General features: G+C 73.0%; 8 protein-coding genes. 4 read left to right on the top strand and 4 right to left on the bottom strand.

Translation table 11 applies throughout. From position 1 onward, the window contains the following. Positions 1-27 precede the first annotated feature (27 nt). Complete coding sequence (locus M2283_RS04525) at positions 28-975, top strand: aminoglycoside phosphotransferase family protein (RefSeq protein WP_280874721.1); 948 nt, start codon at positions 28-30, stop codon at positions 973-975. Between the two features lie 81 nt (positions 976-1,056). Here M2283_RS04525 and treZ read toward each other — a convergent pair whose 3' ends face one another. Beyond that, positions 1,057-2,802 carry a malto-oligosyltrehalose trehalohydrolase gene (treZ, locus tag M2283_RS04520; RefSeq protein WP_280874631.1) on the bottom strand — a complete coding sequence of 582 codons (1,746 nt, stop codon included), beginning with the start codon at positions 2,800-2,802 and terminating at the stop codon, positions 1,057-1,059. A gap of 173 nt (positions 2,803-2,975) precedes the next feature. Here treZ and M2283_RS04515 point away from each other — a divergent pair, with 173 nt between their 5' ends. The 3 genes from M2283_RS04515 (at position 2,976) to M2283_RS04505 (ending at position 5,505) form a co-directional block, all read left to right on the top strand. Continuing rightward, positions 2,976-3,527 carry a DUF1707 and FHA domain-containing protein gene (locus M2283_RS04515; RefSeq protein WP_280874630.1) on the top strand — a complete coding sequence of 184 codons (552 nt, stop codon included), beginning with the start codon at positions 2,976-2,978 and terminating at the stop codon, positions 3,525-3,527. 200 nt (positions 3,528-3,727) lie between these two features. Further along, on the top strand, positions 3,728-5,092 hold the full coding sequence (locus M2283_RS04510; RefSeq protein WP_280874629.1) for a M14 family zinc carboxypeptidase: 1,365 nt from the start codon (positions 3,728-3,730) through the stop codon (positions 5,090-5,092). Beyond that, positions 5,089-5,505, top strand: coding sequence for an SSI family serine proteinase inhibitor (locus tag M2283_RS04505; RefSeq protein ID WP_280874628.1), 417 nt, complete (start codon positions 5,089-5,091; stop codon positions 5,503-5,505). The genes M2283_RS04510 and M2283_RS04505 overlap by 4 nt, the downstream gene beginning before the upstream one ends. A gap of 45 nt (positions 5,506-5,550) precedes the next feature. Here M2283_RS04505 and M2283_RS04500 read toward each other — a convergent pair whose 3' ends face one another. The 3 genes from M2283_RS04500 to glgX all read right to left on the bottom strand — a co-directional run bounded on the left by M2283_RS04500 (position 5,551) and on the right by glgX (position 11,780). Further along, positions 5,551-6,801: a M14 family zinc carboxypeptidase gene (locus M2283_RS04500; RefSeq protein WP_280874627.1), complete on the bottom strand. Its 1,251-nt coding sequence runs from the start codon at positions 6,799-6,801 to the stop codon at positions 5,551-5,553. 449 nt (positions 6,802-7,250) lie between these two features. Further along, positions 7,251-9,605 carry a malto-oligosyltrehalose synthase gene (treY, locus tag M2283_RS04495; RefSeq protein WP_280874626.1) on the bottom strand — a complete coding sequence of 785 codons (2,355 nt, stop codon included), beginning with the start codon at positions 9,603-9,605 and terminating at the stop codon, positions 7,251-7,253. A 66-nt stretch (positions 9,606-9,671) separates the two neighbouring features. Then, positions 9,672-11,780 carry a glycogen debranching protein GlgX gene (glgX, locus tag M2283_RS04490; RefSeq protein ID WP_280874625.1) on the bottom strand — a complete coding sequence of 703 codons (2,109 nt, stop codon included), beginning with the start codon at positions 11,778-11,780 and terminating at the stop codon, positions 9,672-9,674. Between the last annotated feature and the right edge of the window lie 32 nt (positions 11,781-11,812).

Genomic DNA, 11,812 nt, shown 5'->3' with positions numbered 1-11,812 from the left:
ACACCCCCGAGCGACAACGGCGCGACCATGACCCAGGCATCGACACCCACCGCGGACACCGTCCGCCGACTGGTCCGTTCCCTGCTCAAGGACGGCACCGACAGCGGCACGGGCCCCGAGGTGCGGCCCGTCGCCGAGAGCGGCGAGCACTCCACCTGGTGGGTCGGCTCCCGCCATGTGCTGCGCCTCGCCCCCGACCGCGAGGCCACCGTCCGGCAGCGCCGCGAACTGCGTCTGCGCGACCTGGTACGCCCGCACCTGCCGGTCGCGGTGCCGACCAGCGTGGCGCACGGCGAGTGGTCGCCCGGGCTGACGTACACGCTCGACACCCTGGTGCCCGGCGGCACGGCGCGCGAGCACGACGTGTCCGCCGTCGGCGAGGCCGACCTCGCGGGGCTGCTGACGGGGCTGCGCGAGGTGCCCACGCGACAGGCCGAGGTGTTCGGGGTACCGCGCGTCCCGCCGCGCTCCCTGGAGGCGCTGCGACGGATGGCGGTGCAGGACGCCGAACGCCTGGGCGCCGCCGACGAGTTCGACCCGGCACGGCTGCACCAGCTGCCGCCGCAGGCCGCCGTCCAGTTGGCGGCGGCCCAGCACGGCGGCGCGGTCCTCGTCCACCACGCCCTCAAGGGCGAGCACCTCGTGGTGAGCGCCGACGGCCGGGTGCGCGGTGTCCTCGACTGGACCGACGCGGCTCTCGGCGACCCCGCCGAGGACATCGCCGGACTCGCCGTCGCCGTCGGCTCACCCGCCGCCGTCCGCGCCGCCACCCTCGCCGGCTACGGTGCCCGTCCCTGTCTGCGCGGCCTGTGGCTCGCCCGCTGCGACACGGTGATCCGCCTGGCCGCCGCCCTGAACGGCCACGGCACCGACCCCCTGCCCCTGCTCGCGCTCCAACTCCGGCACGCCTGGGAGGCGATCCTGCTGGAACGGGTCACGGAACTGCGGGAGGACGGCCCGGACGGGGAGCCCTGACGGGCCGGCTCGGACGAGGGACTCTGAGGAACTCCGAGGCGCCCGTCGCCCGGCCTTGGTTCCTTCCCCCGGCCCCGGCGCCTACCCCTGCAACAGCACCACAGCCGACTCCCCGGGCACGTTCAGCACCCCGTCCGCCCCCGGTGCCTCGACCGGCTCCCACGCGGCGAGCACGCGCGCCTGACGCGGCCCCAGCGGGATCGCCGCCGGCTCCTTCGCCAGGTTCACGGCGACGCGGACGTCGCCGCGCCGGAAGGCGAGCCAGCGCTCGCCCTCGTCGTACGCGACCTTGGTGTCGGCGAGGTCGGGGTCGGTGAGGTCGGGCTGTTCCTGACGCAGGGCGAGGAGGCGGCGGTACCAGGCCAGTACGCGCGCGTGGGGCTCGTCGTCGAGTTCGCTCCAGTCGAGGCAGGAGCGGTCGCGGGTCGCCGGGTCCTGCGGGTCGGGCACGTCCTCCTCGGCCCACCCGTGCGGCGCGAACTCCCGCCGCCTGCCCCGCCGTACGGCATCCGCGAGCTCGGGATCGGTGTGGTCGGTGAAGAACTGCCAGGGCGTGCCGGCCGCCCACTCCTCGCCCATGAACAGCATCGGTGTGAAGGGCGCCGTCAGCATGAGGGTGGCCGCGCAGGCGAGCAGGCCGGGGGAGAGGATGGCGGAGAGGCGGTCGCCCTGGGCGCGGTTGCCGACCTGGTCGTGCGTCTGGGTGTAGCCCAGCAGGCGGTGCGCCGCCACACGCACCCGGTCCAGCGGGCGCCCGTGGTGGCGGCCGCGGAAGCTGGAGTAGGTGTTGTCGTGGAAGTAGCCGCCGGTGAGCGTCTTGGCGACCGCGGCCAGCGGGGCGCGCGCGAAGTCGGCGTAGTAGCCCTGCGACTCGCCGGTCAGCGCGGTGTGCAGGGAGTGGTGGAAGTCGTCGTTCCACTGCGCGTGCAGCCCGAGTCCGCCCCCCGCGCGCGGGGTGATCAGCCGCGGGTCGTTGAGGTCGGTCTCGGCGATCAGGAACAGCGGCCGGCCCAGGTCGGCGGAGAGAGCGTCGACAGCGCTCGACAGCTCCTCCAGGAAATGCAGCGCGCGCGTGTCCGCCAGCGCGTGCACCGCGTCCAGGCGCAGCCCGTCGAGCCGGTAGTCGCGCAGCCAGGACAGCGCGCTGCCCAGCAGGTAGGGCCGCACCTCGTCGGAGCCCGGCGCGTCCAGGTTCACGGCCGAACCCCACGGCGTGTGGTGCGTGTCCGTGAAGTACGGCCCGAACGCGGGCAGATAGTTGCCGGAGGGACCCAGGTGGTTGTGTACGACGTCCAGGACGACGCCCAGGCCCAGTTCGTGCGCCCGGTCGACGAACCGTTTCAGCGCCTCCGGCCCGCCGTACGGCTCGTGCACCGCCCACAGCGAGACGCCCTCGTAGCCCCAGCCGTGCCGGCCGGGGAAGGGGCACAGCGGCATCAACTCGACGTGCGTGATGCCCAGTTCGACGAGATGCTCAAGCCGCTCGGCAGCCGCGTCCAGGGTGCCCTCGGGCGTGTACGTGCCCACGTGCAGCTCGTACAGGACCGCGCCCGGCAGCGGCCGTCCGGCCCACTCGGCGCGCCACTCGTAGCGCCCCTGGTCGAAGACCGCGCTCAGCCCGTCGGGGCCGTCCGGCTGCCGGCGCGAGCGCGGGTCCGGCAGCACCGGGCCGTCGTCCAGCGCGTATCCGTAGCGCGTGCCGTCCCGCGCCGTCGCCTCGCCCCGCCACCAACCCTCCCGCTGCGGATCGCGCTCCAACGCGCGCGTGGCGCCGTCGCAATGGAGCGTCACACGGTCTGCCTGCGGTGCCCACACCTCGAACTGCACGGACGGTTCCCCTTCGTCTGCTCACCGTGATGTAGCCCGTCCATGGTGCTTCAAACGAGATCAATCCGCTTTTGGATCCGCCCTTTTGTGGCGGGTGTCGTCAGGTACGCACGTGTGGTGACCGTTTTCTCGTTTTCTGGACACCCGGAGTTCGCTGCCCGACAATCACGAACGTGACGTCGTCATTCGAGTTCAACACGTACCCCGCGCGGCTGTCCGACGCGGAGCGCGACAAGGCGCTGAAGGTGTTGCGTGACGGCGTCGCCATGGGACGGCTGTCGCACGACACGTTCATCCGCCGGATGGAGGTGGCGCTGGCCGCCCGCCGGTCCGACGAACTGGCCGCGCTCACCGCCGACCTGCCCACCGAGAGCCGCGTCTCGCGCCTGGTGTTCGGCACGGTGGAGGCCGTCTCCGGCTTCACCGTACGGCTGCGCAGGGCCTGGCAGGCCGAGCGCCTGCCCAAGCTGCTGCTGCCGCACCCCGCGAGCGGCTACCCGCTGCGCATCGGCCGCGACCCGGCGAACGGGCTGCGCCTGACCCATGAGACGGTCTCCCGGGTGCACGCCGAACTCAGCCGGCAGGGCGGCATGTGGGTCCTGCGGGACCTCGGCTCGACCAACGGCACGACCGTGAACGGACGCCGTGTCATCGGTGCCGCCGTCGTCCGCGAGGGCGACCAGATCGGCTTCGGGCGGATGACGTTCCGGCTCGCCATCACCTGAAGCCTTTCCGCGACGCTTTCAGTGCCCCCTCCCGCCGACTTTCGACTGCTTGCTTTCGGCCAGCCTTGGCCCGAGCATGACAGGCTGTTGATCTCTTGTGGTGGCCCGAATCCCTTTCCTGGCAGCGCTGTTGACGTACCTCCCCAGCCGTGACTGACTGTGCGTACACCATGCACATCCGGTGAATCGACGGCACCACTATGTGGAGGTGTGCCCTGGTACCCCTCCTCCGCTACCCGACCGTCGACGAACTCGGCGCGCGGGCGGCGGATCTCGTCGCCCGGCGCCCCGAGGACGCCCGGCTGCGCAGGGTAGGCACCTCACGCGCGGGCACCCCCCTGTGGCTGCTTTCCGTCGGACACGGCGTCAGACAGGCCCTCGTCGTCGCCGGACCCCATGCCAACGAACCGGTCGGCGGCGCCACCGTCCTGCGCCTGGCCGAACGCGCCCTCGCCGACCCCCGGCTCACCGAGGGCGCCGACGCCACCTGGAACCTGCTGCTCTGCCTCGACCCCGACGGACTGCGCCGCAACGAGGGCTGGCTGCCTGGCCCGTACACACTCGGCCGGTACTTCCGGAACTTCTTCCGGCCCGGCTTCATGGAACAGCCCGAATGGCTGCCCGACGGCGCGGCGGGCGCCGCACTGCCGGAGACCCGCACCCTCCTCGACCTCCAGGACGAACTGCGGCCCTTTCTGCAGTGCTCCCTGCACGGCGTCGACGTCGGCGGCGGCTTCGTCGAGCTCACCCACGACCTGCCCGGCCTCGCCCGCCGCGTCGCGCACACCGCCGCGCGCCTCGGCGTACCGCGCGAACTGGGCCCGTACGACACCCTGTACTGGCCGAACCTGGGGCCCGCCGTCTACCGCATCCCGCCGCCGCAGCGCGGCGACCTGGCCGCGGCCATCACCGAGGCCGCCGTCGAGTCGACCTGGTTCCACCCCTACCGGCACGGGACCGTGACGGCGGTCGTCGAGGCGCCCATGTGGGCCGTCGACTCCGTGGCCGACGGTTCGCCGCCCGCCGACGGGGCCGCCGTCCTGCGCACGGTCAGCCACACCCTGCGCCACGACGCCCGGCGCCTGGCGGACCTCCTCGCACGCATCCGCCCGCACCTCGTGGGCGTGCCGGACGCGGCGCGCCTGCTCGCCCCGGTGGACGACTATTTACTGGTCTGCCCCGGCCTCGCCGACACCTGGGACCCCGACATCGCCGCCGGCGCGCGCCCGCTGCCACCGCTCAGCACCGCCCACCTGGCCGCCCTGCGCATCGCGGGACGGCGCCTGGCGCTGCGCACCGCCGGACTGCTGCACCAGCTCGTCACGCGCGCGGGCCGCGACCTGGCCCGTGTACGGCAGGACCTCGACCGCCTGATCGACGAGTGGTGCGCCGACTACCGGGACGGCTGCGGGGCGCGGTGGATCCCGGTCGCGCGCCAGGTCGAGTACCAGGCGCGGGTCGTGCTCGCCGCGTTCGAACTCGCCGGGCGGTACGCGCCCGGGCGCTCCCGTTCGGGTGAGCCGGGGTGGGGATCCGAGGCCGCCGTGCCGATGCCTCTGGAATGACTGCATCTGCTTCGACCGCGACCCGGGGCGGGCTGTTGTCGGCCGCCCTCCTGCTCCTCGCCAGCGCGGCCCCCGCGGTGGCGGCGCCCGCGGACTCCTTCCCCGGCAACCACCTCTACCTCACCGTCACCAAGGGCGACGCCCGCTCCAGCGACACCCGCGGCACGCTGCTGCTGTGCGACCCGCCCCAGGGCCACCGGCACGCGGCCGAGGCCTGCGCGGAACTCGCGGCGGTGGACGGCGACATCACCGCGATCCCGGCCAAGGACGTCTTCTGCTCGATGATCTACGCGCCGGTCACCACGCACGCGCGCGGGGAGTGGCACGGGCGCCCCGTCGAGTACACCGAGACCTTCTCCAACGGGTGTGTGATGGCGGCACGGACGGGATCGGTGTTCGCACTGGACAGCTGACGGCAGGGAGCGACGGTACGGCGATGAGCTGTACGCGTGCGTGACTCACGCCGCCCGTTCGCGCGCGTACAGCGCCGCCGCCACGACCGTGCGGGACTGGTGCTCGACCTGGTGCTCCAGCGGGACCCAGCGGGCGCGGAAGCGTTCCGCGAAGGCGTCGCTCCAAACCGCCACGAGACGGTCCAGGCGTGGTGCCGCGAGGTCGTCGGTCTCCCGCAGGACCCGCAGCAGCATGGCGGCGGCCCGCAGCGGCAGCCGCCGGGCGAAGGCGTCCACACTGCCGACGTACGCCATCGTGTTGTCGGCGGGCGGCGTGTGCATCCAGTCCGCGGCCAGACCCGGCACCAGCTCCAGCGCCCACCTGGCGGCCCGCAGCAGCGGCCCGTCGACACCCTCCAGCCGCGGCAGCGCCTCGGCGAGCACGCGGTCGACCTCCGTGCCGTCCCGCAGCAGTCGGCGCGCCAGCCGGCGGATCGCCGCGGCGGGCGCGGGATGCTGCGCCGCGTCGTCCACCAGGTCGCTCGCCCACATCGGCACCTCGACCACCGCGGTCAGGCCGCCGTAGCGGTGGGCGTGGTACCAGGTGCTGTGCCGTGCGTCGTCCGGCATGCTCGGGTACGCGGCGCCCGCGCCGGGCGAGGGCATCACATGCACGCCGGGACCGGACGCCGACCAGCCGGCCGCGTCCGAGGCGCCCGTCTCCACCGGGATGTGCAGCTCCGCCGCGGACTTGGCGAACGGCTCGGCGAGCCCCGGCAGGTCCTTGGTCAACTGGACCCAGCTGCCGCCCAGATCGGTCCCGTGCAGGGTCACCTGGAGGTAGGGGCGCAGCTCGTCGATGACCCCGGTCAACGCCTGGGTCTCCGGCGGCAGTCGGTCCGGCGGCAGCACCGACGGCGCCCACTCCGGCTGTTCCTCGGCGGCCGGCCGGAAGAAACCGAGGTGGTACTCGTACAGGCTGCGCGGTGCGGGCGTGACGTGCAGGCTCGCTCCGTCGGGGTCGGCGCAGAGCAGGAAGTGCCAGGACGTGTCGGAGCGTAACTCCCGTTCCCCCAGCACGCGTTCGGCGAGCGCGAGGAGCGTGGCGCCGCCGGTCGGCTCGTTGGCGTGGGCCCCGGCGACGACGAGCACGGCGCGTCGGGCATGGCCCACGGACAGCAGGTGGATGGGCCTGCCCGCGCGGGAGACGCCCACTTGTCGCAGCGCGCAGAGGGCCGGCCGACGTAAGGCCAATGCCCGTGCGAATGCCACGAGTTGGGCCACGGTGGGGTAGCGCAGCTGCGGCAGGAGACTCACCCCCGTCACGTCCGCCCGGCTTCGCAGTTCGCAGTACCCCACGGCCGCTCGGGGGCTGTCAAGGACGGAACGGGGGAGGCTCCAGGGGGCGCCCAGAGGCATTTACCGCCAGCGGGAAGGGCCGTTGCTGCCAGCGGGGGCGTGGTGCTCGCGAGCCCGGGGGCGTGGGCACCGGCGTGCGGGCGTCGGGGCCCACCGGGTGCATGCCGAACGCCCGGTCGCCGGCCGCTTCTTCGTGAACGGCGGGTGGGTCGGCCCGATTCTGCCGCCGCCCGGTACCGGTACGGCCGTGGGGAGCCCGGGCGCGCACCGGGCGTCGGCGCTCGGCACCGCGCGCCGGCCGTCCGGCTCCGGCCCCGGGAGCGTGCGCCGACATGAGCCGGTGGCCGGCCCGATGTACCGGCGCGCCAGGAGGTTCCGCACGCCGGGCGCCGGACCCCCGGGGCCCCTCAGGCGTCCTCGACCCGCTCCAGCAACACCACCGGCAGGCGCTCGAAAAGCTCCTCCACGCGTGCGTGCCCGGTGAACTCCCGTTCCGGAGCCAGTACGTCGGCCCAGCGGCCCGGCGGCAGCGTGAGGTGGGTGTCGCGCCAGCCGCCCGCCTCCGCGAGGCGCAGCGACAGGCGGGTCACGGCCGTGACGGTCTCTCCGGAGCGCGTGAACGCCACGCAGTGGGCCGCAGCCGGGCCCTCGGCCTCCAGCGCCGTGCAGGTCGCCGTGTCGCCGAAGACGCCCGGCCTGCGGGCGCGCAGTCGCAGCGCCGCCTCGGTCACCGCGTCCTTCTCTCCGGGATCGGCCGCCGGGAACGGCACCGGGCGCCGGTTGTCCGGGTCCACCAGGGCCCGGTACTCGCTCTCCGTCCCCTGGTAGAGGTCCGGCACCCCCGGCATCGTCAGGTGGACCAGGGCCGTGCCCAGCACGTTCGCCCGGATGTGCGGCGCCAGCTCGTGGCGCAGGGCGGTGACCTGCTCGCCGGGCTGCCCGCACGGCCCCGCCGCGACGAACGCCGCCACCGCGTCCTCGTACGCGGGCTCCTGCTCGGTCCAGCTCGTGTACAGCCCCGCCTCGCGCACGTGCTTGAGCAGGGCCTGCCCGACGCGTTCCACGTCCGTCTCGCCGAGCCCGAACACCGTCTGCCAGGCCACCCACGCGAGCTGCGGATCCGGCACGCCCTCGCCCGCGAGCGTCACCTCGGCCAGCAGGTCCGCCCAGCGCTGCGGGCTCTCGGTGAGCACGGCCAGCGCGGCCCGCACATCGGCGCTGCGCTTGGCGTCGTGCGTCGACAGGGCGGTCCCGGTCAGCGGCCAGTCGCGCTGCACACGCGCGCAGTACGCGTGGAAGTCCGCCACGGACACCGCGGGACTGCCCGGGTCGCCGCCCACCTCGGTCGCCGACAGCAGCGGCACGTAGCGGTAGAACGCCGTGTCCTCAACGGACTTGGCGCGCAGCGCGGACGAGGTCTGCGCGAACCGGACCTGGAACTCGGTGAGCGCGGGCTCCTCCCCGGCCCGTCCCAGCACCAGGTCGCGCACCACGTCGACCGCGCCCGCCTCCTCCGGCACGACGAAGGCGAGCTTGGCCTCGGCGGCGGCCTCCTCGGTGACGACGGCCGCCGCGTCACCGGAGGTGTAGGGCCGGTAGACCTCCATGCGGACCAGCAGCTCCTGCAACGCCGTGCGCAGCGCCCAGGGGGCCCGGTCGCGCAGCGCGGGATCCGGCGAGGTCGCGCACAGCCGGGCGGTCACCCGGGTCAGCCGGTCGACCTCGGCGGCCAGCTCGTGCGTGAGCACCCGGTACCCGGCCCGCCGCACCGTCGCCGCCCAGTCGCCGCCCCGGTCCGCCTGCGGGGCCGCGAACCGGCGGTACTGGCCGAGGAGTTCACCGAACCCGGCCGGGTCCGTGAAGATGCCGTCGACGTGCCGCAGGGCGTCGTAGCCGGTGGTGCCCGCGACCGGCCAGGAGGCCGGCAGGGTTTCCCCGTCCGCCAGGATCTTCTCCACCACCGTCCAGCGCCCGTCCGTCGCCTCGTGCAGCCGGCTCAGATACGCGTCCGGGTCGGCGAGCCCGTCGGGATGGTCGACGCGCAGCCCGTCGATCACGCCCTCGCGCAGCAGCTGGAGGGTCTTGGCGTGCGTGGCCTCGAACACCTCCGGGTCCTCGACCCGCACCCCGATGAGCTCCGAGATGCTGAAGAAACGCCGGTAGTTGAGCTCGGTACGGGCCAGCCGCCACCACACCGGCCGGTACCACTGCGCGTCCAGCAGCTGCGGCAGCGGCAGCTCCTCGGTCCCCTCGCGGAGCGGGAACGCCTGGTCGTAGTAGCGCAGTACGTCCCCGTCGACCCGCAGGTCCCCGAGGACCGCCCCGAGCGGCTGCCCGAGCACCGGCAGCAGCATCTGGCCGCCCTGCGCCTCCCAGTCGATGTCGAACCAGCGCGCGTACGGCGACTTGGGCCCCTCCCGCAGCACCTCCCACAGGGCGTGGTTGTGGCGGGGGACGGCCGCCATGTGGTTGGGCACGATGTCCACCACCAGGCCGACACCGTGCTCCCGCGCGGTGCGGGCCAGCGCGCGCAACCCCTCCTCGCCGCCCAGTTCCTCGCGTACGCGCGCGTGGTCCACGACGTCGTAGCCGTGCGCCGAGCCCGGCACGGACTCAAGCACGGGCGACAGATGCAGGTGCGAGACGCCGAGCGAGGCCAGGTACGGCACGGCCGCCGCGGCGGCCGCGAACGGGAACTCGGGCTGCAGCTGTAGTCGGTAGGTGGCCGTGGGCACCACGGGGTCGGGTCGCTCAGGTGTCATGCAGCCTACGTACCCGCCCCGCCGCCTTTCGTGTCATCGCAGCCGCCATGCGTGTGCCCGCGTGGCCTAGACCGGCCGTTGCAGCACCGTCATGCTCCGGTCCACCAGCGTCAGCCGGTCCCCGGCCTGGACCTTCGGCCCGTCGGCTGGCGGCACCCCGTCCGAGCGGGCGGTGTCGACCACCACCTGCCACTGCCGGCCGTGATTGACCGGGACCACGAACTCCAGCGTCTTCGGTGAGGCGTTGAACATCATCAGGAACGAGTCGTCGCCGATCCGCTCACCGCGCGAGCTGGGTTCGGAGATCGCGTTACCGTTCAGGAACACCGTCAGCGCCGAGGCCCGGGCCGAGTCCCAGTCCCGTTGGATCATCTCCTCGCCCTCGGGCGTGAACCAGGCGATGTCCGACAGCTCGTCGTGGGTGCCCTCCACGGGCCGGCCGTGGAAGAAGCGCCGCCTGCGGAAGACCGGATGGTCCTTGCGCAGCCACACCATCGCGCGCGTGAAGGCCAGCAGTTCGCTGTCCTCGGTGGGCCAGTCCAGCCAGGCGACCTCGTTGTCCTGGCAGTACGCGTTGTTGTTGCCGCGCTGCGTGCGCGCGAACTCGTCGCCGTGACTGATCATCGGCACGCCCTGGGACAGCATCAGCGTGGCGACGAAGTTGCGCATCTGGCGCGCCCGCAGCCCCCGCACCTCGGGATCGTCGCTCTCGCCCTCGACCCCGCAGTTCCAGGACCGGTTGTGGCTCTCGCCGTCCCGGTTCTCCTCGCCGTTGGCCTGGTTGTGCTTGTCGTTGTAGGAGACCAGGTCGTTCAGGGTGAAACCGTCGTGACAGGTCACGAAGTTGATGGAGGCCAGCGGGCGCCGGCCGTCGTCCTGGTAGAGGTCCGAGGACCCGGTCAGCCGGGACGCGAACTCCGCGAGCGTGCGCTGCTCACCGCGCCACATGTCCCGCACCGTGTCGCGGTACATGCCGTTCCACTCGGTCCACAGCGGCGGGAAGTTGCCCACCTGGTAGCCGCCCTCGCCCACGTCCCACGGCTCGGCGATCAGCTTCACCTGGGAGACCACCGGGTCCTGCTGCACCAGGTCGAAGAACGACGACAGCCGGTCCACCTCGTGGAACTGCCGGGCAAGCGTGGCCGCGAGGTCGAAACGGAAACCGTCCACGTGCATCTCGGTGACCCAGTACCGCAGCGAGTCCATGATCAGCTGGAGCACGTGCGGGGACCGCATGAGCAGGGAGTTCCCGGTGCCCGTGGTGTCCATGTAGTAGCGGGGATCGTCCGTCAGCCGGTAGTACGACGGGTTGTCCAGGCCCCGGAAGGACAGCGTCGGGCCCAGATGGTTGCCCTCCGCCGTGTGGTTGTAGACCACGTCCAGGATGACCTCGATGCCGGCCTCGTGCAGCGCCCGCACCGCCGACTTGAACTCCAGCACCTGCTGGCCGCGGTCGCCCCAGGAGGCGTACGCGTTGTGCGGGGCGAAGAAGCCGATCGTGTTGTAGCCCCAGTAGTTGTTGAGCCCCATGTCCACCAGGCGGTGGTCGTTGACGAACTGGTGGACCGGCATCAGCTCCAGGGCCGTGACGCCGAGCTCGGTGAGGTGCTCGATGATCGCCGGGTGCGCGAGCGCCGCGTAGGTGCCGCGCAGCTCCTCGGGCAGCCCCGGGTGGCGCATGGTCAGGCCCTTCACATGGGCCTCGTAGAGCACGGTCTCGTGGTAGCCGCGCCGCGGGCGCCGGTCGTCGCCCCAGTCGAAGTAGGGGTTGACCACGACCGACGTCATCGTGTGCGGCGCCGAATCCAGGTCGTTGCGCTCCTCGGGGGCGCCGAAGTGGTAGCCGTACACCTCCTCGCCCCAGCCGATCGAGCCGCTGATCGCCTTCGCGTACGGGTCGAGCAGCAGCTTCGCCGAGTTGCAGCGCAGGCCGCGCTCGGGAGCGTACGGGCCGTGCGCCCGGAAGCCGTAGCGCTGTCCGGGCATGATGCCGGGCACGTACGCGTGGCGCACGAAAGCGTCGCTCTCGCGCAGTTCCACCGCCGTCTCCGAGCCGTCGTCGTGCAGCAGACACAGCTCTACTCGGTCCGCGGCCTCCGTGAAGACCGCGAAATTGGTGCCGGCGCCGTCGTACGTGGCACCGAGCGGATATGCCTCGCCAGGCCAGACCTGCATGGTCACGACTCTTTCAGGTGGAGCGCGCCGCG

Source organism: Streptomyces pseudovenezuelae, assembly GCF_029892565.1.
In the GTDB taxonomy this organism is placed as follows: domain Bacteria; phylum Actinomycetota; class Actinomycetes; order Streptomycetales; family Streptomycetaceae; genus Streptomyces; species Streptomyces pseudovenezuelae_A.
The sequence above is the reverse complement of the archived record's forward strand: the minus strand, read 5'-3'. Positions and strand labels throughout refer to the sequence as shown.

Excerpts from the sequence above, each read along its gene's own strand:
- M2283_RS04525 (WP_280874721.1), top strand. The coding sequence starts at position 28 with ATGACCCAGGCATCGACACCCACCGCGGACACCGTCCGCCGACTGGTC.
- M2283_RS04510 (WP_280874629.1), top strand. The coding sequence starts at position 3,728 with ATGTGGAGGTGTGCCCTGGTACCCCTCCTCCGCTACCCGACCGTCGAC.
- M2283_RS04505 (WP_280874628.1), top strand. The coding sequence starts at position 5,089 with ATGACTGCATCTGCTTCGACCGCGACCCGGGGCGGGCTGTTGTCGGCC.
- treY (WP_280874626.1), bottom strand. The coding sequence starts at position 9,605 with ATGACACCTGAGCGACCCGACCCCGTGGTGCCCACGGCCACCTACCGA.
- glgX (WP_280874625.1), bottom strand. The coding sequence starts at position 11,780 with ATGCAGGTCTGGCCTGGCGAGGCATATCCGCTCGGTGCCACGTACGAC.